Source organism: Haloarcula sp. H-GB4 (genome assembly GCF_030848575.1).
GTDB lineage: Archaea > Halobacteriota > Halobacteria > Halobacteriales > Haloarculaceae > Haloarcula.
Map to the genome: position 1 here is coordinate 1032903 of NZ_JAVDDX010000001.1, position 24039 is coordinate 1056941.

The 24039-nt window shown below is 60.5% G+C and carries 25 protein-coding genes; 12 read left to right on the plus strand and 13 right to left on the minus strand.

Features of this window, described 5'->3' with window-relative positions; all coding sequences use genetic code 11:
• Positions 1–582: 582 nt before the first annotated feature.
• Positions 583–1560, minus strand: coding sequence for a phosphoadenosine phosphosulfate reductase family protein (locus RBH20_RS05375; RefSeq protein ID WP_306706292.1), 978 nt, complete (start codon positions 1558–1560; stop codon positions 583–585).
• A 133-nt stretch (positions 1561–1693) separates the two neighbouring features.
• Between RBH20_RS05375 and RBH20_RS05380 the strand changes: the two genes are divergently transcribed.
• On the plus strand, positions 1694–2332 hold the full coding sequence (locus RBH20_RS05380; protein WP_306706294.1) for a stage II sporulation protein M: 639 nt from the start codon (positions 1694–1696) through the stop codon (positions 2330–2332).
• Between the two features lie 26 nt (positions 2333–2358).
• On the opposite strand, the gene RBH20_RS05385 is transcribed toward RBH20_RS05380, so the two are convergent.
• The 3 genes from RBH20_RS05385 to RBH20_RS05395 all read right to left on the minus strand — a co-directional run bounded on the left by RBH20_RS05385 (position 2359) and on the right by RBH20_RS05395 (position 4469).
• Positions 2359–3186, minus strand: a complete 828-nt coding sequence (locus RBH20_RS05385; protein ID WP_306706296.1) for a DUF502 domain-containing protein — start codon at positions 3184–3186, stop codon at positions 2359–2361.
• 152 nt (positions 3187–3338) lie between these two features.
• A complete protein-coding gene (locus tag RBH20_RS05390; protein ID WP_306706298.1) occupies positions 3339–3941 on the minus strand; it encodes a hypothetical protein in 603 nt (200 codons plus the stop codon).
• A gap of 195 nt (positions 3942–4136) precedes the next feature.
• On the minus strand, positions 4137–4469 hold the full coding sequence (locus tag RBH20_RS05395; RefSeq protein WP_004516873.1) for a 2Fe-2S iron-sulfur cluster-binding protein: 333 nt from the start codon (positions 4467–4469) through the stop codon (positions 4137–4139).
• Between the two features lie 185 nt (positions 4470–4654).
• Here RBH20_RS05395 and RBH20_RS05400 point away from each other — a divergent pair, with 185 nt between their 5' ends.
• Both RBH20_RS05400 and RBH20_RS05405 read left to right on the plus strand, forming a co-directional pair.
• A complete protein-coding gene (locus tag RBH20_RS05400; protein WP_306706301.1) occupies positions 4655–6073 on the plus strand; it encodes a geranylgeranyl reductase family protein in 1419 nt (472 codons plus the stop codon).
• A 242-nt stretch (positions 6074–6315) separates the two neighbouring features.
• Entirely contained in the window at positions 6316–6777 is a 462-nt protein-coding gene (locus tag RBH20_RS05405; RefSeq protein WP_306706303.1) for a type IV pilin N-terminal domain-containing protein, read from the plus strand.
• 5 nt (positions 6778–6782) lie between these two features.
• Here RBH20_RS05405 and RBH20_RS05410 read toward each other — a convergent pair whose 3' ends face one another.
• Together RBH20_RS05410 and RBH20_RS05415 are read right to left on the minus strand one after the other, a co-directional pair.
• The gene (locus RBH20_RS05410) at positions 6783–8054 is read right to left on the minus strand and encodes an amidohydrolase (protein WP_306706305.1); all 1272 of its coding nucleotides are present in this window, start codon (positions 8052–8054) and stop codon (positions 6783–6785) included.
• Between the two features lie 55 nt (positions 8055–8109).
• Positions 8110–8442 (minus strand): uS10/mL48 family ribosomal protein, encoded by a 333-nt coding sequence (locus tag RBH20_RS05415; protein WP_306706307.1) that lies wholly within the window; start codon positions 8440–8442, stop codon positions 8110–8112.
• A gap of 95 nt (positions 8443–8537) precedes the next feature.
• On the opposite strand from RBH20_RS05415, the gene RBH20_RS05420 reads away from it, so the two are divergent.
• The 3 genes from RBH20_RS05420 to RBH20_RS05430 all read left to right on the plus strand — a co-directional run bounded on the left by RBH20_RS05420 (position 8538) and on the right by RBH20_RS05430 (position 11075).
• Complete coding sequence (locus RBH20_RS05420; protein ID WP_306706309.1) at positions 8538–8966, plus strand: bis(5'-nucleosyl)-tetraphosphatase; 429 nt, start codon at positions 8538–8540, stop codon at positions 8964–8966.
• 356 nt (positions 8967–9322) lie between these two features.
• Complete coding sequence (locus tag RBH20_RS05425; RefSeq protein WP_306706311.1) at positions 9323–9988, plus strand: DUF4013 domain-containing protein; 666 nt, start codon at positions 9323–9325, stop codon at positions 9986–9988.
• A 40-nt stretch (positions 9989–10028) separates the two neighbouring features.
• Positions 10029–11075 carry a DUF5787 family protein gene (locus RBH20_RS05430; RefSeq protein WP_306706313.1) on the plus strand — a complete coding sequence of 349 codons (1047 nt, stop codon included), beginning with the start codon at positions 10029–10031 and terminating at the stop codon, positions 11073–11075.
• A 23-nt stretch (positions 11076–11098) separates the two neighbouring features.
• Here RBH20_RS05430 and RBH20_RS05435 read toward each other — a convergent pair whose 3' ends face one another.
• From RBH20_RS05435 to RBH20_RS05445, 3 genes are read right to left on the minus strand one after another with little or no spacing between them, the layout of a single operon-like run.
• Positions 11099–11578 carry a DUF5797 family protein gene (locus RBH20_RS05435; protein WP_306706315.1) on the minus strand — a complete coding sequence of 160 codons (480 nt, stop codon included), beginning with the start codon at positions 11576–11578 and terminating at the stop codon, positions 11099–11101.
• A 52-nt stretch (positions 11579–11630) separates the two neighbouring features.
• Positions 11631–12866: an ABC transporter permease gene (locus RBH20_RS05440; RefSeq protein ID WP_306706317.1), complete on the minus strand. Its 1236-nt coding sequence runs from the start codon at positions 12864–12866 to the stop codon at positions 11631–11633.
• Positions 12866–13573 (minus strand): ABC transporter ATP-binding protein, encoded by a 708-nt coding sequence (locus RBH20_RS05445; protein WP_306707483.1) that lies wholly within the window; start codon positions 13571–13573, stop codon positions 12866–12868. The genes RBH20_RS05440 and RBH20_RS05445 overlap by 1 nt, the downstream gene beginning before the upstream one ends.
• 115 nt (positions 13574–13688) lie before the next feature.
• On the opposite strand from RBH20_RS05445, the gene RBH20_RS05450 reads away from it, so the two are divergent.
• Positions 13689–14708 carry an outer membrane lipoprotein carrier protein LolA gene (locus tag RBH20_RS05450; protein WP_306706319.1) on the plus strand — a complete coding sequence of 340 codons (1020 nt, stop codon included), beginning with the start codon at positions 13689–13691 and terminating at the stop codon, positions 14706–14708.
• 24 nt (positions 14709–14732) lie between these two features.
• On the opposite strand, the gene RBH20_RS05455 is transcribed toward RBH20_RS05450, so the two are convergent.
• The 3 genes from RBH20_RS05455 to RBH20_RS05465 are packed head-to-tail and all read right to left on the minus strand — an operon-like array spanning position 14733 to position 17380.
• The gene (locus RBH20_RS05455) at positions 14733–15197 is read right to left on the minus strand and encodes a Mut7-C RNAse domain-containing protein (RefSeq protein ID WP_306706321.1); all 465 of its coding nucleotides are present in this window, start codon (positions 15195–15197) and stop codon (positions 14733–14735) included.
• The gene (gene polX, locus RBH20_RS05460; protein WP_306706323.1) at positions 15190–16926 is read right to left on the minus strand and encodes a DNA polymerase/3'-5' exonuclease PolX; all 1737 of its coding nucleotides are present in this window, start codon (positions 16924–16926) and stop codon (positions 15190–15192) included. Before polX ends, RBH20_RS05455 begins: the two co-directional genes overlap by 8 nt.
• A 1-nt stretch (position 16927) precedes the next feature.
• A complete protein-coding gene (locus tag RBH20_RS05465; RefSeq protein ID WP_306706325.1) occupies positions 16928–17380 on the minus strand; it encodes a DUF5788 family protein in 453 nt (150 codons plus the stop codon).
• A gap of 227 nt (positions 17381–17607) precedes the next feature.
• Between RBH20_RS05465 and RBH20_RS05470 the strand changes: the two genes are divergently transcribed.
• Positions 17608–19686 carry a hypothetical protein gene (locus tag RBH20_RS05470; protein ID WP_306706327.1) on the plus strand — a complete coding sequence of 693 codons (2079 nt, stop codon included), beginning with the start codon at positions 17608–17610 and terminating at the stop codon, positions 19684–19686.
• An 87-nt stretch (positions 19687–19773) separates the two neighbouring features.
• On the opposite strand, the gene RBH20_RS05475 is transcribed toward RBH20_RS05470, so the two are convergent.
• Positions 19774–19908, minus strand: coding sequence for a hypothetical protein (locus tag RBH20_RS05475; protein WP_306706329.1), 135 nt, complete (start codon positions 19906–19908; stop codon positions 19774–19776).
• A gap of 410 nt (positions 19909–20318) precedes the next feature.
• On the opposite strand from RBH20_RS05475, the gene RBH20_RS05480 reads away from it, so the two are divergent.
• The 4 genes from RBH20_RS05480 (at position 20319) to RBH20_RS05495 (ending at position 24025) form a co-directional block, all read left to right on the plus strand.
• Entirely contained in the window at positions 20319–21263 is a 945-nt protein-coding gene (locus RBH20_RS05480; protein ID WP_306706332.1) for a response regulator, read from the plus strand.
• A 131-nt stretch (positions 21264–21394) separates the two neighbouring features.
• Entirely contained in the window at positions 21395–22333 is a 939-nt protein-coding gene (locus tag RBH20_RS05485; protein WP_306706334.1) for a rhomboid family intramembrane serine protease, read from the plus strand.
• A 2-nt stretch (positions 22334–22335) separates the two neighbouring features.
• Positions 22336–23145: an endonuclease V gene (locus RBH20_RS05490; RefSeq protein ID WP_306706336.1), complete on the plus strand. Its 810-nt coding sequence runs from the start codon at positions 22336–22338 to the stop codon at positions 23143–23145.
• Positions 23146–23200: 55 nt separating this feature from the next.
• A complete protein-coding gene (locus RBH20_RS05495; protein ID WP_306706339.1) occupies positions 23201–24025 on the plus strand; it encodes an SDR family oxidoreductase in 825 nt (274 codons plus the stop codon).
• The last annotated feature ends 14 nt before the right edge of the window (positions 24026–24039 follow it).

Sequence of the window (24039 nt, forward strand, 5' to 3'; positions counted from 1 at the left end):
CCTTACTCAGCGCTGTGTGGCGGAACGAAACCGCAGTTCGAACACCCGTTGTGCTTCGTCGTCTGGTAGCTCAATTCCGCCCCACAGTTCGGACAGTTGTACTGGTCTGAACTCATTCACCTACTGGTATTGTTCGACAGTACCTAAACCTTTTCTCGACAATCGTCCATAACGTTTTTTCGGCCAGTTTATGGGGAGTAGCGAGGCTTAGGACACACTCTATCAGTTTGTGGGACGGATAATTACATCGTTCAGCAAGGGTGAACAAGAGTCCGTAACGGGTGGCGATCGACGCCTGTAGACGTTGCCGCGCACGTACCGACAACCGTGTCCACTCTGTGCGTTCGAGCGCACTGGGCCTGCGATTGCTGGCGGCGCAGTCAACATCGACTCCTGTCGAAGTGTTGGAGAGATACTACGCAGCATCGCTAGCCGGGTCTGGGTTCTGGGAGACAGCTACCGGCGACCGCTCGCTCCGGTCGACAGGCGGATTCGGCGCGTGCTTACTGTCTGTTTTGGCGAACGCTGCTACTGGATCAACAAGAGAACAACGGCACGGAACCAGCGGCGTTCCGCGTCCGCTTACATGTAGCCGAGGTCGCGCAGGCGCTCCATCAGGTCTTCTTTGTCCTGGGCGCGGCCGGCACGCTCGGTCGTGTTCGCCATGTCCTGCAGCCAGGCGGGTTCTTCGGCGGACTTGTCGGTGCTGACCTCGCTTCCGAGCGAACGGAATCCGGCGAAGTACTTCGGCGAGACCGGCACGTCTTCCTTCTCGATGCCCTCGGGCAGGTCGTCCTGACCCTGCGGGACGTAGCCGTCGTCCGGGTAGCCTTCGACCGTGTCCGGGACAACGAAGTTCCAGAAGGCTTCCCACACGTCGGCTTCCGCAAACTGGAGAATCGACTGGATGCGGTCGTGTGGCGGGTAGATGTCCGGGTCGTGACGCGGCGAGAAGAACGTCTCGTCGGCGCGGGACTCCTGCTCGTCCCAGCGGATGCCGGACAGGATGCCGTCGACGTTGTGCTCCTCGATAGTGTCGTTGAGCGCCACCGTCTTCAGGAGGTGGTTGCCGACGTAGGTGTCAAGCAGGAACGGGAACGTGTCCTCCTGGTATTCGAGGATGTTCCGAATGTGATGCTGGTTGTGCTCGGAGAGTTCGTCGACAGGGATGTCGTCACCCGGTTCGAGACCGTTTTCGTCGACGTAGTTGCCCACGTCCTCGTTACGGGCCCAGATGACATCGAGGTCCCACTCGTCGGCCCAGTGCTCGACGAAGTCGATGAGTTCATCGAAGTGCTGGTAGTGGTCGATGAAGACGACCGGCGGTACTTCGAGGTCGAAGCGGTCGGCGACTTCCTTGACGAAGTACAGCGTCAACGTCGAGTCCTTACCTCCGGTCCACATCACGACAGGGTTCTCGTACTCCTCGAGGCCAGTTTTCGTGACCTCGATAGCCTTCTCGATCTTGTGGTTGACAGTCGGGTACTCTTCGGGGTCTTCGCCTTCCCCGTCAGTGTAATCAACGTCCAGATAGTCCGGGAACTCTGCTGATTCGGACATAGTGTAATGAGATATAATTACGAATGCCAAGTACTTTTTGGATGATAGACAGGTGTGTGATCCGGTGGCAAATAAAATCACGGACGCCTGTTAGGTCACTCGGGTTTTTTGCTACCGGTACGAAAGGTGTGGTATGAACGACCGCCCAAGCCTCCCAGCCCGCCTCTTTCACCGCTGGCTGTTGCGCTATGTTCCTGTAGCCGCGTTGATACTGCTTGGCAGTGTACTGCTCGGGTACGGACTCGGCAGTCAGGTCCCCACCGAGTGGCTCCAGAATCCCGGAACGACTGGCGAGAATCCCTTTATTTCGGCAGAGCTAACGACACTCTCGCTGACAATTAACAACCTTGGCGCGTTGCTCGTGATGGCACTCGGTGCTATCTCGCTCGGTTCGATGACGGTGCTCTCACTCATCTTGAACGGACTGCTCATCGGAGTCGTCGTCGGCATCGCACTCAAGCAGGTCTCACCCATCGTCGTTGCCGCGCTCATTGTTCCACATGGCCTTATCGAGATCCCCGCACTGCTCATCGTCGCCGCCGTCGGGCTCAGGTTTGGGTGGCACACGATTCAGTACATCCGCGGCAGCGTGGACACGCTAGTGACGGAGCAGGACCTCCAAGAAGCCGGATGGTTGCTCGTGACAGCCGCCGTACTCATCGTCATTGCGGCCTACATTGAGGCGAACCTTACCCTCGAAATCGCCTCGCAGTATACCGACACCGACCTCTCTGGCGTCGCCGCGGACCGGATAGCGATTGCACCTCGATAGGGCTGACTCCCGCGCCATCTTCGGTATCACTTCTTCGTGCCGTCACGGCCGAGCGACGATATCGGCCCGGCGTCCGCCACGTTCTGGATGTCGGCGAGCGACAGGGGCCCCATGCCCTCCGAATTATCCCCTGTCGCGACACCACTGGTCAGAATGCTCTGAACGGCCTCCTCGACACTCATGTTGACATCGTAGAGGTTCGATTCAGGGATGTAAGTGAGAAAGCCACCGGTGACGGGATTCGGTGCCAGCGGGAGAAACATGGCGACCATGTTGTCGTGGTCTACACCAGACTCGACCGTCTGGATCGATCTGTTGGTCTGAAAACCCAGAACGTACACTTCGTCGCCGAAACACTCGACCAGTTTCACGTCCTGGAAGTTCTCGTCGCCATCGCCGACCATCACGTCGCTCATCCGGCGGACGCTCTGATACACCGTCCCAACTGCAGGGATTCGGGTGGCCACGAAGTCAAAGAAGTCGACGATCGCCTCTCCGTAGCGGTGGCTCCCGACGCTCCCGACGAACAACACGACGGCCAGCAACACCAGGATAGCGATGAGTTCGGTGAGAAACTGGACGATGTGCGAGTACACGCCCAGTTCGATCAGCAGGACGACCAGTTGGACGCTCTCGATAGCGTCGATGATTCCCAGCCAGCGCAACACCGCAATCACCGGGTCGAGCGCCTGAACCACGAAATCTAGGACCACAGAGAACACGTATATCGTGACGACGATGGGGACAGTGATCGCCACGCCGGTGAGTATCGTCTCACGAACGTGGGTATACACCCGACTGTTTTTGTCGCTCGTTGACCCCGCGGCCTCCGTGGCTCCGTCGTCACCAGTCATATCTCTCCAGACACGACTGGTAATTCACAGATGGCACGTATTAGTAGCCTGCCTGCAAGTGCCGGTTAAGACCCTGATAAGCGAGCGGTTCAGAGACTCACAGCATCCGCTCAGACATGAGATAGCAACCGAGAACCGACCGGAGGACAGCCTTACGAGATGAACTCGTTGTCGCGCCAGTTGACGCCTTCTTCTTCCTCGCCGTCGCGGGGTTCCTCTGCAACGTTGATCGCAGCGGGTCGTTCCTCCCCATCGACAATACGAACGGCCGTTAGTTCCTCGTCGATCGCGGCAATCGCCGTCAGCGTGCCCTTTTCGGCGACTTTCGCGACCTCACACAGGACCTCGAACATCGCGTACTGGAGTGCGGTGTTCTGGAGCACAGTCTCGCGGTCGCCCTTGAAACAGGCGTACTCGACGAGTTCGGACTCGATCTCTTCTTCTTCCTCTTCGAGTGCGCCCCACTGGGGGCCACCGCCGGAGCTTCCAGTACTCGCGGCCCCGGGTGGACCCATCTCGTCGGGGTCCTCCTCGTACACCCGGTTCTCCGTGACGCTAGCCTTGAGCTGGGCCGTCGGGGTGTACTTGCTCATGGAGTCGTCCTTGGCGACGGCGCTGACGATGAGTGTATTATTTCGACGGGTGATGTCGATGTCAGCGATTTCAGGTGGAAGATCCGGATCTTCGAAGAAATCGTATGCGTCTTCCAGTGGCAGTTCAAGTGTCGAGTGAAGTCTGTATACGCGGCTGGTCATGGTTGGGGAAGCGTGTATCAGTCGTCGAAGGCCGTCCGCTGACGCTGTAGTCACTACTCTATAGGGGCCACTTGCTTATATGACCTGTCCTTCATTCGCGGTTCCACCGCTCTATATCAGGCCATATCTGAGTGGTATGTTAAAGGTATTTACAGACCTTCTAGCAGGTCATATGTTAGTAGTATCCAGTGCCTACTAGTCGTCCGCAGGTGTGGGGTCGCCGTCTTCCGGGCTGACATCCCCTTCAATACTAGGCGGGTACTTCCCGCGGTCGAGTTTCAGGTCCGACTGCGGTCGCGCCATACAGGTAAGTGCGTAGTTCTCCCGTTCCCGGTCGGTCAGTCCACGGGCGGCAGGCTGGGTAACCGACCCCTCGACGATTTCCGCCGAACAGGCCAAGCACATCCCCACGCGGCAGGAGTACTCCTGTGCGATACCCTCCTCGATACACCGCGAGAGAATCGTCTCCTTCTCGGAGACGGTGATCTCCTCGCCCGTCCCCACAAATGTCACCGTATGCTCGGTCATGCTCGGCCATTTGATACCCCCCAGCAAAACTCTTTATCACCGCTGTCACGGAGCGAAACGGACTGCTGTCCGTCAATGCTGTACCAAGCACCCGCAGTCGGCCGTTCAGCGCGAGAGATAGTTCCAGCAGTCCGTCTGAAACCCGTAGCGGAATAATTTTCTCTCTCCGGGCAGGACGGGAGTGCATGACCACACACCAGGACGGCAACGCCGACGGTGCGTCGGCGACGGCACGGACCGTGTCCGTGGACGTTGTCGTCGTCGGGGCCGGGACATCCGGCTGTTACGCCGCTGCGACCGTCGCGGATGCGGGCTACGACGTCGTCGTCGTGGAGCGCAAAGACGAGACCGAGGCAGGCCATATCGCCTGCGGGGACGCGCTGAAAGGAGCCAGCGACTTCCCCGATGCGATTCCGAAGTCCCAGCTCGAACCGGCGTTTACCAATACGGATGTCGACCACGGCCGGTTCGAGATCCCACAGGAGGACACCGTTCTCGAAATCCCCGTGCCGGGTGAACTCGCCGTCATCGACCGCTGGGAGTATGGTCGCTGTCTCATCGAGGGCGCAAACGACAGCGGTGTGGAGTTCCACTACGACACGGTCGTTCAGGACGTGCTGCAAGACGACAGCGGCCGTGTGACCGGCGTGAAAGCCATGCGGAAAGGCGATCCTGTCACGTACGAAGGAGACATGGTCATCGACGGAGCCGGCGCGCTGTCGATCCTGCAGGACAAGACCGACCTCGAAGCCGCGACCTTCGATACGAACGTCCAGTACTCGCAGTTTTGCTCGGCATACCGCGAGATAATCGAAGTCGACGAACCGGTCGAATGGGACGACGCGCTCGTGTTCAAACCGACCGAGCGCTCTGCCGGCTACCTCTGGTACTTCCCGCGCACGGACACCGAAATCAATGCCGGTCTCGGCTTCCAGATGAACGAGGAGCCGATGGAACTGGTCGACGACCTCAAACGCGATCTGCAGGGCCGAAGCGAGTTTGAGGGCGCGGAGGTACAGGACAAACTCGGCGCTGCACTGCCGACGCGCCGGCCGTACGATTCTGCTGTTGCGCCCGGATTCATGGCTGTCGGCGACGCTGCCGGGCACGTCAACCCGACAACCGGTGGCGGAATCGCCGGGGCGGCCTACGCCGGGACCTATGCCGCTGAGCAGGCCATCGAGGCTATCGAATCCGGCCGGACAGACGACGAAGCCGCACTCTGGGAGTACAACGAGCGCGTGATGGACCACTTTGGCGCCCGATACGCGGCACTTGACGTATACAACATCTTCACCACCGCCTACGACGTCGATGACCTGATGGCGCTGCTGGCCGCGCTCCCCGGCGAAAAGCTCGCCGAAGCGCTGTACGGCGGCTCAACCAGCATCGGACTTGGACTCAAACTCAAGATGGCCGTCAAGAGCATCGGCCACCTCGGGACTATTCGGGACCTCTACCAGACGAAAAAGGCTGCCGACCGGCTGCTGGAGCACTACGAATCCTACCCCAGCAACCGTAGCGGCTTCGAGGCTTGGCAACGCGAGCGCGATTCGATTATGGACGACATCTACGAAGTCACTGGCGCAGAACCCAAGTACTGACTCGGCGGTTCGTTGCGTTTTTCGGTTGAGGCTGATATACTGGTACGGCTTGTCAGCGGCAGATCTGTCTTTGTTGATATTAATCTGGATAGTGGTTGATTAATTCGTGAACTATAGTTTTGAACAACAAGTTTTATTATCTAACAACATGATATCAAAATGAAGTCACACTGGGATCGGTCGACCGGGGGGTCACCGAGACGGAGACAGCGTGTCAACCGTCACCCAAGTGGGGGTCAATCATGCTAGCACGCAGATTCAAATCCGACGATAGTGCAGTCTCACCAGTTGTAGGTGTCATTCTAATGGTTGCAATAACAGTGCTGCTGGCGGCGACAGCAGCGACGTTCTTCCTCGATTTTGGCTCGGGGAGTCTCGGTCAAAACGCGCCACAGGCGGCGTTTACATTCGAGTACGAATCTGGAAGTTCCGATAGCCTGACAATCGAGCACCGGAGCGGTGACTCGATTCAGGCTGGGAACCTGTACATCACCGTCAACGGGGCTAGCGGTGCTTCAGGCGTCAACGGTCAGCACGATTTCACAAGCATCGGTGGCGCGCCGGCGGCCGGTTCGAAAATCACGGCCGGGTCACGAGTGACGTTTTCGAAGGCGTCTGACCTCTCAGATGCGGCAGTCACGCTGAACTGGCAGTCACCGGACAGCAGCAAATCTATTCAGCTTGCCAGCTGGGACGCGCCGTAGCGCGTTCACTCGCTCAGTTGGCTGATCGCTTCGGTGACGACATCGATGCCGATAGTCAGTGAATCCTCATCGACATCGAACAGGGGCGTGTGGTGGCCGCCGGGGTGGTCGGTCCCGATACCGACAAACGTCGCCGTTCCGCCGTGGTTCTGGACGCGGTCCATCAGGTAGGTCGCGTCCTCGCTTCCGCCGAGATCATCCGTCCGGAGACGACTGGTGACGCCGGAAACGGAGTCTGCCGCATCGTACACCACACTCGCGAGCGAATCGTCGCTCACCGCACTCGGCGCTTCTGCGGTTGTCTCGATATCGACCCCACAGTCGTGCATCTCGGCCGCGGATGACATGACGGCATCCGCCCGCTCGCTCATATATTCCTTGAGTGGCGTCGTTTCGCCGCGGACCTCACCTTCTAGCGTCGCTTCTCCGGGGACGATATTCGTCGCTGTGCCGCCCTCAACAACCCCGGCGTTGACACGCGTTGCGCCGTCACCGTGTCGGCGGATCGCGTGGAGGTTCTGGACGGCGGTCGCCAGCGCCTGCACAGCGTCCCGTCCCTGTGCCGGATGCCCGCCGGCATGCGCTGTCTCACCGGTGAAGGTCGCTCTGAACTGCCGAACGGCGAGGAAGCCCCTGACGCCAGCGACGATTTCACCGGTCGGATGGTCGAGACCGATGTGTATCGCCAGCAAGTGGTCCACGTCGTCCAGATGACCGCTTTCGGCGACAGCCTTCCCGCCGCCAATGACCTCTTCGGCCGGCTGGAAGACGAATTTGAACGTTCCCCTGAAATCGCTCTTTTTGACTGCCTCAAGCACGCCAAGACCAATCGTCGCGTGGGCGTCGTGTCCGCAGGCGTGCATGTACCCCTCGTTCGTTGAACGGAACCCCTCTGTCGCCGGGGCGTGTGCCACGCTGTCTGCCTCCGTTATCGGCAGCGCATCGATATCGACTCTGAGCGCGACGGTCGGTCCCTCGCCCTGTTCGAGCACAGCGAGGGCCCCAGTGAATCCCCCGGCGGCGGCCTCCAGCACGTCCTCGCGGGCACCGGCATCACGGGCCTTCTGTTGCCAGTCTTCAAGTTCATCGTCGTTGGGGACTGCCATCCGCGCATCGCCGTCCACGACATCCCGGCCGGTATACAACTGGTCGACGCCGATTCGCTCTATTTCGTCAACGATGCGACTAGTGGTGTAGAATTCCCGCCACGCGGGTTCGGGATAGCTGTGTAGGTCGCGCCGGACGGACCTGAGCCGCTCCTGTTGGGCTTCGTTCATGCCGGCAAAACGGGTCACAGTTACTTATAAGAACCCACAGGAATGGACGACGGCTCTACGAACCGCTGCCGACCTGCGTCCGCTGTTCGACGCCGGCCTCCACGTGGATGGCGTTCGGGAAGGTTCGCTGGGTAACGTTCCGGGCGAACTCCTCGTACCCGACAATCTCTATCGTCCGGGTGTAGACGGTGTGGGTCCAAGGGTCGAAGCGGCCACCGTCTGGCCCCAGCGATTTCGATTGTGGAATCCGCAATTCCTGTGGTTGCTTTGGATGCGGTCCCTTGAGCTCAACCCCCTTCTGCTCGGCGCTCTGTTTGATCTCTGTGACAGTGTCTTCGAGGCGGTGTCGGTCCCCGCTGGTGAACGTCAGCGTCGTAACGAAGGGCATCTGTAGACGAACACTCAGCCGCGAGTGACAAAAGGCCATCTGTTTCCGTTGTGTCTCCGATATTCTCTTAAGTAGCGGTGTCATAAAATCGGATAATGATAGAGGCCACGAGCGCGGGAGCCATCCTCTTTCGCGATACGCGTGGCCGGCGGGAGTACCTCCTGCTCAAGAGCCGACCCGGCGATTGGGAGTTCCCCAAGGGCGGCGTCGAGGGCGAGGAAGAACTCCAGCAGACCGCCATACGCGAAGTGAAAGAGGAGGCCGGTATCGGCGATTTCCGGCTTTTAGACGGGTTCCGCGAAGACTACGACTATGTGTTCGAGGCGAACGGCAACACCATCCACAAGACGGTCCACCTGTTCGTCGCGAAATCGTTCGAAGCGTCAGCTGAACTGTCCACAGAACACCGCGACCTGCAGTGGCGCGACTACGAGCAGGCCATCAACACGGTCACGCAGGACGGCCCCCGCGAGATACTCGAACAGGCAGACGAGTTCCTCGACGACCGAGAGAACGAGGAGTAGAGACGCGCGGACGGGACTCGGCCGTACTCATGCGCACTGAGGAGGCGCCCTAGTTAGCAATGGCTCTACTTCGCTCGATAACTGAGTCAGGTGAGTTCTCTGAAGAACGCAAATAGTCTAAAATGAATAAGAGATGACAGTACAGAACTACTTTCGGTGGTAGAGTGCTCCACTAACTGCCTTTATATATGATCTGAGCTCCATTTCCCCGATACCAGTCGGTGTTAGCTTACTTTCTACCCAGTATGGATTATATAAATTATATCTCCTCCAATACTAACAGCATTTTTAAGTAGGATAAGGTTACAGTTTGCAAAGAGGCATCCAAAATGTTAGAAGACGGACTATCGTACCCAATGCAAGGCGACAGTTGGATAGCACAGATGTTGATCGGCGGCGTACTGCTGGTGTTCTTTTTCTTGTTGATTCCGGTATTTGCATTCAATGGATACTTGCTTCGGGTGATCGGAACGACCGTTGAGGGTGAATCCGAGCCACCCGCCTGGGACGACTGGGGTGAACTCATCATCGACGGAATCAAGTTCAGTATCGTCGGTCTCGTGTACTCTATCGTTCCTGTAGCGGTCATTTTCGGTATCGGCAGCGTCCTCCTTGGACTGGGTGGCGCTGCTGGCGAATCTGGCGGCGGAATCATTGCCGGCTTCGGATTCATGACAATTCTCCTTCTGATTCCGGTAATGTTCCTCGTGTACTACATTGTCCCAGCAGCGCTCGCCAATATGGCGGTTGAAGGCAGCCTCGGCGCTGCGTTCGACTTCTCGCTGCTGAAAAACGTCGTCCTCACGAGCGACTACTTCATTGCAGTCCTGATGCCGATTGTTGTCGGCATCATCACGAACATCATTAGCAATATTCTGGCGGTTACTGTCATTGGGCTCGTTCTCGTTCCGTTTGTCACCTACTACGGGCAGGTCGCCGTCTTCCGCATGTTCGGAACGGCATTCGCAAGCCAGACAAGCAAAAACGCACAGCAGGTAACAGGCACGACCACCTCAGCCTAACCCAGCAGTTCTTACGCGGCCGGCTATTTCTTCGAGACACGTGACATTGAGTGGCGGAGCCGACCCAGACTCCGAGTTCGCCTTCGAACTGTCTGTCTGTCAGTGGGCCGAGCGAGCGTGGTCGCCATCTGACGACGCGGCGGTGCTGGTCGCCAGACAGTTCGGGACAAAACACCGCCGCTGGGATACGATTGTACTGGAATGCGATCCCGACGGGCTCCGGGAACGGGCGAAATTTGGGACAGAGTCGTTCGATTCGGACCACCTACACGTTCTGCAGAACGTGCCGGCCGATTGGACCTACTATCGCGATGCGCTCCCTGACCCGGGCTACCCGTGGCGGTACGTCCGAGAGTCGATTCACGAGGCGGCTGACCGCGATGCCATCGAAACCCGCAAGCGCGGCAATCGGATCGAAATCCGTCAGGTGCGTCCCTATCCGGACTGGCTCCGTCGGGTCATCGCAATCGAGAACAAGCCCGACCTGACGGCAAGTGCCGCCAGAAATCTCGTCCCACAACTGGAGCGGGACATCGCGCTTTCGCTGGCCGACGAGGTGTGGGTCGCGACGGCGGCGACTGACGAGCGAGTAGAGCCGATTCTGCTGGCGGACCTGCCCGCAGCCGCCGGTGTGTTGACAGTCGACCCTAAATCCGGCACGGCTGAGGCGGTCTGGCAACCACGGTCGCTGTCGGTCGACGAACCCGGAACGCGAATTCTGGACCGACCGGACGACGACATCAGCGTCGCCCGGTTCGAGTACGTGGACACTGACTGGAAACAGGAGCGGCGTCTCGCTATCGCTGAGCGGGCGTACGCTCGTGGGTGGCGCGCTTACGCGGACACGATGCGTCCCGACTGCCGACACTTCCAGCTCACTGCCGACAAGACTGGCGTGTATCCACACTGCGCCGCGAAAGAGTGTCTCCCGACGGCAGCAGAGTGTCGGGGACAGTGTCCGTCCTACGAGCCGGAACCGCCGGCGTGGCGGTCGATGGACTGGCCGCTCGACGGCGGGCCGGGCAAGGCAATAAAGCGGTTATTAGCGCGGCGACGACGCCGCCAGCGGCTGGGACTGTCAGAGTAACCGACCGACACCGCGGTCCGACCTCACTCCTCAGACAGTTCGATATCTAGCTCGTCGTGCGGAACGGCCAGCCTGAACGTCGGGACGGTCTTCTCGACTGTCTCCACGATACCCTTGTCTGCGAGGCTCCGGAGCGCAGAGCGAACGTCGTCGGTGTCGCGGTTCTCACCGACCTCGCGGAGGGCGTGTAACACGGCGACGACGCTCTGGCTCTCCTCGTCCGGACCGGCGATCACGTCGACGATAGCCTGCTGGAGCGGGGTGACTGTCACTGTCTGTATCCGTTCGGAGTCTTCCCCGTCGATAAGCGTCGTCGCCTCCGGCGTCGCACAGATGAGGCTGTTGTCGTTGCGGTAGTAGTGCTCCTTGAGTTCGGATTCGAGGTACTGGTGTACCTCGCTCCCGCTGTCCATGTCCCAGCGCTCCTGTAACTCGCCGTTTTTCGTCGGCTGGAGTTCGACGATGTCGGCAAGCCGTTCGCGGGCCTCCTCCGAGAGGGTCATGGCCCGTCGGTACGACGACCACGTATTTCGGTGTTCTGAATCCGGGTAGGGCTCACTCGTGTCTGAGTGCGTCGATTGGGTCGACCCGTGCCGCCCGCCACGCCGGGTAGAGCCCGGCGACGACGCCGACCAGCACGCCGACGCCGACCGCTAGCGCCATCCACAGTGGCGCAAGCGAGAACGTCACTTCGGCATACCGGGTCGCCCCGTAGCCGACGAGCAGTCCGAGCGGCACGCCGAGCAGCGAGCCAATCGTCCCGAGCAGTGCGGCCTCGACGAGGAACACCTGCATCACGTCGCGGTTGCGCGCACCGACAGCTTTCATAATGCCGATTTCGCGGGTCCGCTCGGTGACGCTGACGAGCATCACGTTAGCGATGCCGATAGCGCCGACGACGAGTGCGATGACGGCGATGCCGGTAACAAAGCGCGTGATGCGCTCGATGACATCGCTGATTTCCTCGACGAAGTCATTCCCGGACCGAGCGACCAGGTCCGTGTCGTCGGCTGAGAGTGACCGCGCGTCGGACTCACCGGAGAGGTACGTTTGAATTGCCGACTGCGTCTCTGGAATCTCTCGCGGGTCGACGACGAGCGTCACCTGCGGGTACGCGCGTTGCCGCACGCCCGCCGACGGGCTCTCAACGACCGACTCATAGAAGGAGTCGATAGGAACGTACACCCGGGGCTGACGGGCAAACTCGCTAACCGGGACTTCCCCCCGGGTCCCGTTCACGACGCCGACCACGGTAACGTTTCGCTCGCTCCCGTCAGGCATCGTCATCGTGAGCCGTTCGCCGGCCGTGAGGTTCTCTGCGAACGACCCGGCCATGCGCTCGTTGACGACGACGGCATCCTCCTCGGTTTCGAAGGAGCGCCCCTCGACGAGGACCCCCGACGTGAAACTGGCCGGCCGCGTCGCCGTGACTTGCTGTCTAGCAAGTGTTTGATTCCCGTGCTGTACCGACTGCGTTTGGACGATACCACGTGGGAGCACTGCCTGTACCCCAGCAATGCCCTCTAGCTCCTGAATGTCGTACTCGGTAAACACCGGCTGGAGGGTCCGGTCGAAGTCATCGTCGCCTGATGGGGTTCCGAACACGTAGATGTTGCCTGCGTTCGACGTCTCGATGTCGCCGACGATTTCTGCCTCGACGCTGGCTCCGAACGTAGCGAAGGTGATGACCGACGCGATACCGATGACGACGCCAACAACCGTCAGCGCCGACCGGAGCTTGTGTGCTCTGATAGACCGAAGCGTGATGCGCACGCTCTCGCCGGTGTCCATCAGTCCTGCCCCCCGGAGACGTCCTCGACGGACTGGATATGGCCGTCTTCGACGTGGATGATTCGCTCCGCCTGCTCGGCGACGTGGCGTTCGTGGGTCACCAGCAGGAACGTGTTGCCCGCCGCGTGGAGGTCGTCGAACAGGTCGAGTATCTGTGCCCCGGTGTCCGTGTCAACGTTGCCGGTGGGCTCGTCGGCGAGAATCAACGCCGGGTCGGTCGACAGCGCACGGGCGATGGCGACCCGCTGGCGCTGGCCGCCGCTGAGTTCCGAGGGGACGTGGTCGGTGCGGTCCCCGAGTCCAACCTCAGAGAGGAGCGACCTCGCCCGCTCGCGGCGACGACTGCGGTCCCAGCCGTCGAAGACGAGCGGCAGGGCGACGTTTTCCACCGCGGAGAGTCGCGGCATGAGATTGAACGTCTGGAAGACAAAGCCGACCTCGGTGCCGCGAATGTCAGCCCGTTCGGCCTCGCTGGCCGCCGAAACGTCCTGTCCGTTGACCACGACCTGCCCCGACGACGGCGTGTCCAGCCCGCCGATGAGGTTCAACAGGGTGCTCTTTCCAGAGCCGCTTGGCCCCATGACCGCCGTGTACGACCCCGTCGACAGGTCAAGACTCACGTCGTCCAGCGCCGTCACCGTCCCGCCGAGGTCGTACTGCTTGCTGACGCCATCGACGCGGACGGTCGTGTTCGCTGACTCGCTCACGGCCACGCGTAGGGACTGGACGGCAATGAGGGGTTCGACCACAGTCAGACTCAGCGATAGTCGATGTACTGTGAGAGGAGCAACCCACTTACCACTCCAGTACTAAACGTGGCTAATGACAGCCGATACCGGACGGAGACTGGCTATCGTCGCTGTGTTTGTCACCATCGGACTGCTGGCCGCGGGGGCAGTCGCCGGCGTTTCCGGCCTTGAGCAGATGGGGCAGCCATCCGGCGACGACGTGCTCGACGAGACCGAGCAGCGCTACGACGCGGCTGAGACAATTACCGGGACCGCGACAGTGACCGTCACGAACGACTCGGCATCGAAGACTGCGACGGTGGAGTACGCCGCCGCTGAGCCGAACAAGACGTGGGCCGCCGTCACGAGTGAGAACCGGTCCTATGAGATGGGGACGAACGGGACCGTCGTCTGGGCGGTCGGCGAGAATCAGTCGTACGGCCGCGAACTGCCCGAGGAGGCCGGGGCGATGAACGACACCACCGACCCGGTTCCCGAAGAGAACGTCACCGCGACGCTCCGCGGAACCGCTGAGGTCAACGGTGAGTCGACGTATGTTCTCGATCTTGAACCGACCAACCAGAGCATCGACGCGCCGAACACGACGCTGTGGGTCAATACTGAGGACTACCGCGTCCACAAGATGACCACTGACGACGGGACGAACCGAACGGAACTCATCGTCGAGGAGACGAACTTCAACGTCAGCATCGACGACAGCCAGTTCGCCCCGCCGGCTGACCGGGTCGCCGTTACAACTGTCGAAACGTACGACACCTACAACGCGGCCCAGTCCGCGACAGACTTGGACCTGCCGGCGTACGAGAACGGGACTTTCGAGGAAGCCCGGTACATCAGCCGGCCCGAGAGTACGGCCGTCGCTCAGCAGTACGACGCTGATGGCGAGAACGTGACGGTTCTGACCGCGACCGGCGCATCGAGCTATCTGGACGATGCGGAGAACGGAACGGCAGTGCAGGTGAACGGCCAGAACGCGACCGCAATCGAGCGCGACGACAGAGCTGTGGTCTACTGGACCGAAGACGATGTCACGACCGGCGTGGTTATCGAGGGGACGACCGATGAGGCCGTCGCCGTCGCTGAAGAACTGTAGCGACGCCCGCTAACTGTCTATATTCTACACCTCTTCCAGCGTCGCCTTGACTGACGCCCAGTGGCTCCCTTTCCAGAAGTGCTGCCCGCAGTCGGTACAGCGCCAGACCCGCTCATCACCTGCACTTGGTGCGTACTCCGGCGTGGGTTCCACCGGATCGACCTCCTCGACCGGCCCGTTGCAGACGCCACAGTAGCCCGGCTCGGGAGAGAGTGAGAGCTTGAAGCCGGCGTCGGCGAGTTCTCGCAACTGGTCCGCAATCTCTCGCTCACTGAGGAGCACGCTCTCGGATGCGCGGGCGGCGAGGTCGCTGTCCCGAGTAATCACCAACCGGTCCTCACGTTCCGCGAGCGCGAGGAGGTCGTCATCGGCCTCGGCGTCCCGGTCCAGCGCGTAGGCCGTGTCGTAGCCACACATCCGCAGATAGGTGGCGAGTTTACCGAGCATCGCATCAAGCGCGAGTCGGTCGCTGGGTGTGTTCTCAGGCATCGAGGAACTCTTGGAGGCCCTCGGCGTCGCGGGTGTTCAGTACGTTGTCCGTCTCGGCCCACCCTCGACGCGCCGTGTGGACGCCGTAGCGCAGGAGTTCGAAGTTACCCGGGCTATGTGCGTCCGTGTTGATGGCGATTGTCGCCCCGGCATCGATGGCCTGCTTGACCGCGCCGCCGCCGAGGTCTAGGCGGGCCGGGTTGGCGTTTATTTCGAGCGCCGTGTCGTTGTCAGCGGCGGCTTCGGCGAGCCGCTCCACATCCACGTCCAGCCCCTCCCGACGGTTCAGATACCGGCCTGTCGGATGGCCGATGACGTTCACATCGGGGTGCTGTGCGGCCGAGACGAGGCGATCCGTGCCGTCCCCGTCGAGCGCGGCGTGGGGCGAGGCGACGACCACATCCAACTCTGCCAGCAGGTCGTCGGCGACGGAGACACTGCCGTCCGCTGCGATGTTCGCTTCAACGCCGGTGAATACGTTGATGTCGGCGTCTGCGGCGACCGATTCGACTTCGGTTAACTGCTCGCGGAGCTTCTCGTCCGGGACGCCGACGCCGCCGACCATCCCCGGCCCGGTGGCGTGGTCCGTGACAGCGATGTAGTCGTGGCCGAAGTCGGCGGCACCCTCGACCATCTCCGCGAGAGTGTTGCTGCCGTCCGACCAGTTCGTGTGGGTGTGGATGTCGCCGCGGACTTCGCCCTCGGCGAGAAGGTCCGGGAGCGCCCCATCCGCGGCGGCTTCGACTTCGCCGCGGTTCTCGCGGAGTTCGGGCGGGACCCAGTCCATGCCCAGCGCGTCGTACACCGCTTCCTCGGTTTCGCTGGCCACCAGTTCGCCAGCCCGCTGGTCGTCGTCTTCGACGCCCGCGACATCGAAGACACCGTACTCGTTGACTTTCAGGTCCTGCTCGATAGCGCGGTTTCGGACCGCCACGTTGTGGTCCTTGCTCCCGGTGAAATACTGTAGCGCTGCGCCGAACTCCGATGGGTCGACGATCCGAAGATCGACCCGAACGTCGTCAGCGTAGGCGCTGGCTTTTGTGTCACCGGACTCGATAATCCGGTCGAGGCCGTCCCAATCGGCGAACCGCTCGACGACGGTCTCGGGGTCGGTGCTCCCGACGAGTACGTCAACGTCGCCGATGGTCGGTCGCCAGCGGCGAATCGAGCCGCCGAGCGCGCACTCGGCCACGGCGTCACCGGAAGCCATGTAACTCCGGATCCGGTCACCGTATGGCCGGGCCTCGCCGAGCAACGACCGCTCGTGGGCCTCGCGGGCAAAGTCGATGTTGTCGAGGATGTTCTGCTCCGTCTTTGCGCCGAAGCCCGACACCGCCTGTATCTCGCCAGCCTCAGCGGCGGCTTCCAGTTCATCAAGGGTGGTGATACCCAGCGCCTCGTACAGCGAGCCGACGGATTTCGGCCCCACACCCTCGACCGCTGTGAGGGCGTCCATCTCGACAGGAAGCTCCTCACGGAGTTCTGTCAGCTCCTCGATTTCGCCAGTCTCGAAGTATTCGACCACCTTCGAAGAAATGGCATCGCCGACGCCGTCTATCTCACCGACGCTGGCTTCGCCCTCGGCGGCCAGCCCCTCGATTGCGCCGGGGAAGTCCCTGATGTTCTCGGCCGCCCGGCGGTAGGCACGGGGCTTGTACTCGACGCCTTTCGCGTCCAGCAGGTCGGCGAACTCTTCGAGCAGTGTTGCGATTTCGTCGTTCCGGCTCATGTTAGTAGCTCCGCCCGGCACGACCCGTGCCGGAGTCCGCATCCTCGTGTCCCAGCGCTTTCTGGAGGAACTGCATCCAGCGTTTCCTGTCGGCAGTCTCTTGGGCCTGTGCTTCCTGTTCGATGTTCGCCGCACCGAGCTGTTCGAGGGCGTTCAGCGCCCGATCGATACCGATGATGGCCGTGGCAAGTTCTTCGCCGCGCTCGTAGCTCACTTCGTTGTCCTCAATCCGTTGCTTGCGCTGGAGGCGCTCACGCCGCAGGTTTTTTTTCGCTTGCTCGACGCGCTCGCGCTCGCCCCGCGGAACTGTCTCCCGACGCTTGATCTCGAAGACGAACGACTGGAGTTCAATCTCCTCGCCCTGGACAGTGATTTCATCGGGAATGTCCGCACCGACGGTCGCGCTGTCGCGTTCGATGCGCTCCAGCAACTGTTTGCGCTCGAACTCTTTCACTAGCAGCGTATTAGACCGGGGCTCCCTTACCCGCTTCGCCCATCGGTCACCAAGGCTTGCACGGCGGTGCCTGTTTTTGTTCCACACATGCGTGCCGTTCAGTCTCCGTGTTTCAGGGCGACTCCGTGAGCGGTCCAGACTGAAACAAAAGGAGGTCGGCGATATCTTTTTCATTGTCTCTGCCGTTCTCACTGTACGAGAGTAATACTGTCCCCCTCGTTTATTATATGACCCTAACGTTCGAACCGCTTGACGACCGTCCTGGGCTCGCGGTCATTGACCAGATTGAGCGCCAGCGCTACCGGATACACACGCCGACCCCCATCGCGCTCAGGGAGGCGGCGACCGACGTGTTTCAGTATCCCGTCGGGGACGCTGTCCGGATACGGACGCGCGCTATCGAACTGCCGACAGTGGTCATGGTGTACGTCCGTGATGACGACGGAGCGATAGCCGCCGAGGTTGCGCAGTTCGAGTCTGAGACGCTGCCGGCGGATGACTACGTCCTCGATCCGCTGACGCAGATCAAGACGTATATGGGGGTCGAGGACACCGCGATAGAGGTCACCGTCGACTCAGACCGGTCCCGGATCGAGTTCGACGCTCCAACGGACCTGCTCATCGGCGCTCGCTCCCAGCACGACCGGCCGGCTGCCACGGTCACGACGACCGAGCAGCCGGCTGACGTGATGGCCGCGGTCGAAACCTTCGGGTCAGCACTCAAGGCCCACGACCCCGAGCGCTCCTACCCGACGCTCCGCGGCCATCCACCGGCGCTTGAGATCGGTAATCGTCTGGATATCCCAGCGGATATCGACAGTCCGGATACCGGTGTCACGCTCGAACTCCCGCCTGATCTCGCATCTATCTTCGTTGCCGCGCCGCTTTCGTACTACCTCGGAGCCTCGCTCGTCCCCGCATCCGAGCCACAGCTCACGACCGACACAGGATTTACGTACTCGCTGGATACTGCACGAGGGTTCGAATCCGAGGTCGGACGCACGCTCAAGCGTCTCTTCTTCCTCGATTGTGTCACACGCACTGAGGGGTTCCATCAGATCGACTTGCATGAGCGAGCAGCTATCGAGCCCTACGTCGACCTCGACTTCCAGTCGCTGTACCAGCAACCACTGGCGGAGCAAGTCGCCACCTATCTGCAGGTCCCGTACGACGTTATTGAGGACCACATTCCGAAGTGGCGGCTGACGACGCACATCGACCCGGTGCCGACGAACGCGGAACAGCTCCCGTACGTTGTCGACGACCTCGCCATCGTCCGGACACACCAGCAGCAAGGACTGAATCAGGCAAGCGTTCCAGCAGAGGCCGAGGCCGAGTTCACCCGCGACGATGTCATCACTCGTGCCGCGAGTTCCGACGCTGGCACCGCCGCAGCCGAAACGGACTATGTCGAGCCACAGGCCCACGACTCGCTTGAACAGGCCTGGATCGGGGACAGCATCCCTATCGGTGCGAGCAAGCTGACCAAAGCGGCGTTCGAACACCGACTTGACCGCGATACGAACGCCGAGGACATCACGATTCGCGTCGTCCAGAACGACGCCCGGATGGACGAGGAACGAGAGCTCGTCGACGAAGTGTACGGCACCCGCGACGACCTGCCGTTCGATGTTACAGTCCACGACAATCTGACGACGGCGGAACTCAGAACAGTCCTCACGACCGACGCGGAGTTCTTCCACTATATCGGCCACACCGAGCACGACGGCTTCGTCTGCTCCGACGGCAAGCTCGACGTGACGACGGTCGATTCGGTCGGCATCGATACGTTCCTGTTGAACGCCTGCAACTCGTACAATCAGGGCCTCGCGCTCGTTGAAAAGGGTGCCATCGCCGGCATCGTTACGCTCAACGAAGTTCTCAACGACGGCGCGGTTCGCATCGGCGAAGCGGTTGCCCGACTGTTAAACTGTGGGTTCCCACTCCGAGCGGCGCTTACTATCGCACGCGGTGAGAGCATTCTCGGTGGGCAGTATATTGTTGTGGGTGACGGTGGTGTTACCGTGACGCAGGCAAGAAGTGGGACGCCTAATATGTTAAAAATAAAGCCCAGAGATCAAGTGTACGATGTTACCATGATTACCTATTCGACAGACGACAAGGGGATTGGAAGTATCATTATGCCACTCTTGGATGAAATTGATGAATACTTTTTGAGTTCCGGTAGGCTGAAAACGTTTCAGGTCGATGAGGGGAGCCTGCATGAATTTTTACAGATGCAAGAGGTGCCTGTGAGGATTTCTGGCGAACTATATTGGAGTTCGTCTGTTGAATTAGAACTCTGATTCTGCTTACGTAACGCTCATACGATATATTCGCGCACTAGTGTGCGGAGTAAAAGCCGGTCGTACCAGATTGCTTTTTGACCGAACTTACGGCCCAAAGTACGTGTTGCTGTTAGCGGCTGCTGCAGTCCCTGCCTGAGACAGTAGCATCAGGAGGGTGAAGAGTGCGCCGGCCATTTTTGGGTGCTCTGCGAGGTATTCACGCATTGTGGTATCTGACATGATACAATTTGGATGATGGTAGGGAGATAATTAAATTTATTTGAAAAGTACCTACATATTATATATTGTATTAAGCATAGAATAAAAAGATAAATCCAGAAATCAACTCACCTAAGGCTTAAATCGCATATTTAGGGGGAAAATTACACGCACGTGCCATGCGTACGTATGAGAATCACTCTAACAACACCCCCATCAGTAGCGTTTAGTAGACTGGTATGTAACTAATGAACAGGACTGGGTATTGATGATTGAATGGAAATTGCCTGATTACTATCAGACAGATATACGTCTTGTTGGCTCGCTTTCTGAGTCGGACACAGGGGGGTCAATGTCTACAACAATCGCGAGTGGCTCGATGGAATGGATGGGTAACGGGTTCTGTGCTGTCGACACCACCGGGAGGAAAGATGGCTTCTGAGGAGCAGTGGTGGCTCGGCGACAAGACAGTGGAGCTCCCCAGCACGGCCATCAGTGGAAGCCGACGCGCGGCAACGCGGCATACACCGCTTCTCCGGACCGAATCAGTGGACCGGCGTGACGAGATGCGGACAGAGGTCCCGATTCCGCTGGCGAAAGTCGAGCAGTCCCAGCAGTGTACTGTGTTGCACGTCGACGACGATCCACAGGTCGGTGAACTGGTCGAGGTGTATCTCGAACGTATCAATGACGACTTCGATGTCGTGACGAAGGCCAGCGCTGTCGCCGCGCTTGATTTCCTCCGGACAGAGCAAGTCGACTGTATCGTCAGCGATTACGATATGCCGAACACTGATGGGCTGGAGTTTCTTGAGCTGGTCCGCAAGCAGTATCAGGACATTCCATTTATTCTGTTCACTGGCAAGGGTAGCGAGGAAATTGCGAGCGAGGCAATTGCGTCGGGCGTTACGGACTATATGCAGAAGGGAGGCCGGTCAGACACATACGATGTTCTCGCCAACCGAATCGAGAATGCCGTCGAGCAACATCGCACCGAGCAGCGGTTCTGGAACGCCCTCTCGTGGTATCAACGGCTCGTCGAACAGGAGCTCGCGGGCGTCTGTATTATTCAGGACGGGACGTTTGTCTACGTGAACCAGAAGCTGGCCGACATTTTCGGCTATGACCAGAGTGAACTCATCGACGAATCGCCGGCTCTCCTCACAGCGGAGGGCGACGGCGACAGACTGCCCGAGTCACTTCGAACAGCGGACTCAGACGAACTGGATACGTTCCATTCGGAGTTTGAGGGCCGACAGGCCGACGGGGAAACGCGTACCATCGAGGTGTCCGGCGGGTCCATTGAGTACGATGGCGAACCGGCGTGGATTGGTGTACTTCGGGACGCCGAAAGCAACCCCGACGTTGGCGAGTGAGTCGCCGTTTAGCTGCTGTGTGCCGCCTTTTGATTCTACTAGCGCAGACATCGCAGTATCACAGCGGTCTGCCAGTGACTGGCCCAGCATAAGCACAATCCCTTTCCACCGCCCACTCCTACCGTAGTACAATGTCGGAGTGCGATGCCTGTGGAAAGCAGGAGAACATGCCGTACCAGTGTGGGCACTGTGGGGGGACCTACTGTGCGGAACACCGGCTTCCCGAGGCCCACGATTGCCCCGGACTGGACAACTGGAGCGATCCGGGCGGCGTGTTCGACAGCGGGTTCGACGAGAGTGTAGATACTGGCCAGACCTCCGGGAGCGGCGGTGTCGCTGACCGGTTCGGTATCGACACCGGGCCCGGCGGGCCGCTGGCGTACTTTCGGGGGAACGTCACGTACCTGTTCCTGGCGATTATGGGCATCGTGTTCATGCTTGAACATGTCGTTCTCTTTTCGCTCGGGGAAGAGGCGTTCCAGACGCTGTTTGTCCTCCGCCCGGACCACCCCGAGTACGTCTGGACTTGGGTTACGTCCGTGTTCTCCCATGCCGCCCCCTTTGGATTCTATCACATCTTCGGGAACGGGATCATCATCTACTTCTTCGGCCGGATCGTCGAGCAGCAGATCGGATCGAAGAAGTTCGCGATCTTCTTCCTCGTGTCCGGCGCGCTGGCGGGCCTCGGACAGATCGCAATCCAGGCAGTGCAGGGAACGTCTGCTGGTGTCCTTGGAGCCAGCGGCGCGGCGCTGGCAATCATGGCGTTTCTGACCGTCCTGAAACCCGACCTGCGCGTCTACCTGTACTTCCTGATTCCCGTCCCGATCTGGGCAATCACCGGCTTCTACTTCCTGTTGAGCATCTTCGGGTCGCTCAATCCGATGGGGGCCGGCCTGCTCGGTGGCAACATCGCGCACCTTGCCCACCTCATCGGCCTCATCATCGGGCTCTGGTACGGCCAGAAAATCAAGGGACAGACCCGGATGCCCGGCCAGATACAGTTCGGCGGTGGTGGCGGCCCTGGTGGACCGGGTGGTCCCGGCGGTCCGGGCCGGCGTCGTCCGTGACGATGCACCCGGTTCGCCCCGAGTTCGTCCCCGACCCGTCGCTCTCGAAGACTGAGATGGAGGAGTTGCAACGCGACATCGCGGAAGTCGCGCAGTTCGAGGATGACATGGACGCTTTGCCCGAGGCGATCACGCGCGCCGGAGACGCACCAGACGTCGACCAGGCGACACTGAGCACCAGCTCCGACGACCGAACGGACCCGCCCCTCATCGCTGGCGTCGATCAGGCGTTCGTTGACGACAAGGCTGTCTCGGCTGTTGTCGTGCGACAGAACGGCGAGGTCATCGAGCGAGTCAGTGCCGTGAAGCGAACCGAGATTCCGTACATTCCCGGTCTGCTGTCGTTCCGCGAAGGCGGCGCAATCCTGGCCGCGTTTGCGGAGTTGGAGACCGACCCCGACGTGGTACTCGTCGACGGCAGCGGCCGCATCCACTTCCGGGAAGCCGGGCTGGCGACACACATCGGCGTCACACTGGACGTGCCGACCATCGGCGTTGCCAAGAGTCTCCTCTGTGGTACGCCGGAGCGGTCCCTCGATGAGACGTATCCAGAAGGAACGCGGATTCCGATTGCAGCCGACGACAGCGTCGAGACTTGCCCCGACGGGACAGTCATTGGCCACGCACTCCAGACGCGCCAGTACGACTCACCGAATCGGCACATCAATCCGCTCATCGTCAGCCCCGGCCATCGCGTCAGCGCACGCACGGCCGCGGATACCGTCGACGCCACTGCCGACGGCTACAAACTCCCCGAGCCGACCCGACTGGCCGACAGCTACGCCGACGAGGCGAAGGCAACCGTCGAGTAGCTCGGTCGGATAACCGACAGTATAACTTCCCGGGGTGTGTTCTCCCGGCCAACACATGGCGAAGACGGTGCTGATTACGGGGGCGTCCTCGGGTATCGGGCGGGCGAGTGCCGAGGCGTTCCTGGCCGACGACTGGACTGTCTGGGCGACCGCCCGCGAGGAATCGGACATCGAAGACCTCGACCACACAGGCTGTAAAACCGCTGAACTTGACGTGACAAACCCACGGGAGTGCGAGCGGGTCGTCGAGGCGCTTATCGAGTCCGAAGGGCGGCTCGATTGTCTCGTGAACAACGCCGGCTACGCACAGTTTGGTGCGGTCGAGGACGTATCGACGGCGGCGCTACACGAGCAGTTCGACGTGAACCTCTACGGCCCGCACCGACTCATCCGTGAGGCACTCCCGCATATGCGTGCTCGGGACAACGGGACTATCGTCAATGTCTCCAGCGTCGCGGGCCGTATTGCGTTCCCGAACCAGGGCGGCTACGCCGCCTCGAAGTTCGCGCTTGAGGGGCTCAGCGACGCGCTCCGGATGGAGGTCGAGGAGTTCGGCATCGACGTGGTGCTCGTCGAACCTGGGCCGGTTGAGACCAACTTCGACAACCGCGCCGACGAAGAACTCGACAACCTCGATACGTCCGGCGCGTACGACTGGCTGTATCAGGCCCACGAGGACTCAAATCTCGTCGGTATTCAGGACGCGCTCTCTGTCACGCCCGGGACGGTTGCGCTGACTATCCGCGACGCTGCCAACGCCAGCGATCCCGAACCGCGGTATCCCGTCGGACAGGGCGCACAGCTACTTCTCATGCTCGATTACCTACCAGCGCAGTGGCGCGATGCAGCGTTCGGCGTCATCCGGAAGCTGACAAGCTAATCACCGCCCCACTC

What these genes read in the sequence shown, in the direction of transcription:
- RBH20_RS05375 (WP_306706292.1), bottom strand. Translation starts at nt 1,560, where the DNA reads ATGTCCGAATCAGCAGAGTTCCCGGACTATCTGGACGTTGATTACACT.
- RBH20_RS05405 (WP_306706303.1), top strand. Translation starts at nt 6,316, where the DNA reads ATGCTAGCACGCAGATTCAAATCCGACGATAGTGCAGTCTCACCAGTT.
- RBH20_RS05495 (WP_306706339.1), top strand. Translation starts at nt 23,201, where the DNA reads ATGGCGAAGACGGTGCTGATTACGGGGGCGTCCTCGGGTATCGGGCGG.
- RBH20_RS05480 (WP_306706332.1), top strand. Translation starts at nt 20,319, where the DNA reads ATGGCTTCTGAGGAGCAGTGGTGGCTCGGCGACAAGACAGTGGAGCTC.
- RBH20_RS05415 (WP_306706307.1), bottom strand. Translation starts at nt 8,442, where the DNA reads ATGCCCTTCGTTACGACGCTGACGTTCACCAGCGGGGACCGACACCGC.
- RBH20_RS05425 (WP_306706311.1), top strand. Translation starts at nt 9,323, where the DNA reads ATGCAAGGCGACAGTTGGATAGCACAGATGTTGATCGGCGGCGTACTG.
- RBH20_RS05485 (WP_306706334.1), top strand. Translation starts at nt 21,395, where the DNA reads ATGTCGGAGTGCGATGCCTGTGGAAAGCAGGAGAACATGCCGTACCAG.
- RBH20_RS05455 (WP_306706321.1), bottom strand. Translation starts at nt 15,197, where the DNA reads ATGCCTGAGAACACACCCAGCGACCGACTCGCGCTTGATGCGATGCTC.
- RBH20_RS05395 (WP_004516873.1), bottom strand. Translation starts at nt 4,469, where the DNA reads ATGACCGAGCATACGGTGACATTTGTGGGGACGGGCGAGGAGATCACC.
- RBH20_RS05385 (WP_306706296.1), bottom strand. Translation starts at nt 3,186, where the DNA reads ATGACTGGTGACGACGGAGCCACGGAGGCCGCGGGGTCAACGAGCGAC.
- RBH20_RS05450 (WP_306706319.1), top strand. Translation starts at nt 13,689, where the DNA reads ATGACAGCCGATACCGGACGGAGACTGGCTATCGTCGCTGTGTTTGTC.
- RBH20_RS05490 (WP_306706336.1), top strand. Translation starts at nt 22,336, where the DNA reads ATGCACCCGGTTCGCCCCGAGTTCGTCCCCGACCCGTCGCTCTCGAAG.
- RBH20_RS05420 (WP_306706309.1), top strand. Translation starts at nt 8,538, where the DNA reads ATGATAGAGGCCACGAGCGCGGGAGCCATCCTCTTTCGCGATACGCGT.
- RBH20_RS05380 (WP_306706294.1), top strand. Translation starts at nt 1,694, where the DNA reads ATGAACGACCGCCCAAGCCTCCCAGCCCGCCTCTTTCACCGCTGGCTG.
- polX (WP_306706323.1), bottom strand. Translation starts at nt 16,926, where the DNA reads ATGAGCCGGAACGACGAAATCGCAACACTGCTCGAAGAGTTCGCCGAC.
- RBH20_RS05435 (WP_306706315.1), bottom strand. Translation starts at nt 11,578, where the DNA reads ATGACCCTCTCGGAGGAGGCCCGCGAACGGCTTGCCGACATCGTCGAA.
- RBH20_RS05410 (WP_306706305.1), bottom strand. Translation starts at nt 8,054, where the DNA reads ATGAACGAAGCCCAACAGGAGCGGCTCAGGTCCGTCCGGCGCGACCTA.
- RBH20_RS05400 (WP_306706301.1), top strand. Translation starts at nt 4,655, where the DNA reads ATGACCACACACCAGGACGGCAACGCCGACGGTGCGTCGGCGACGGCA.
- RBH20_RS05390 (WP_306706298.1), bottom strand. Translation starts at nt 3,941, where the DNA reads ATGACCAGCCGCGTATACAGACTTCACTCGACACTTGAACTGCCACTG.
- RBH20_RS05440 (WP_306706317.1), bottom strand. Translation starts at nt 12,866, where the DNA reads ATGGACACCGGCGAGAGCGTGCGCATCACGCTTCGGTCTATCAGAGCA.
- RBH20_RS05475 (WP_306706329.1), bottom strand. Translation starts at nt 19,908, where the DNA reads ATGTCAGATACCACAATGCGTGAATACCTCGCAGAGCACCCAAAAATG.
- RBH20_RS05470 (WP_306706327.1), top strand. Translation starts at nt 17,608, where the DNA reads ATGACCCTAACGTTCGAACCGCTTGACGACCGTCCTGGGCTCGCGGTC.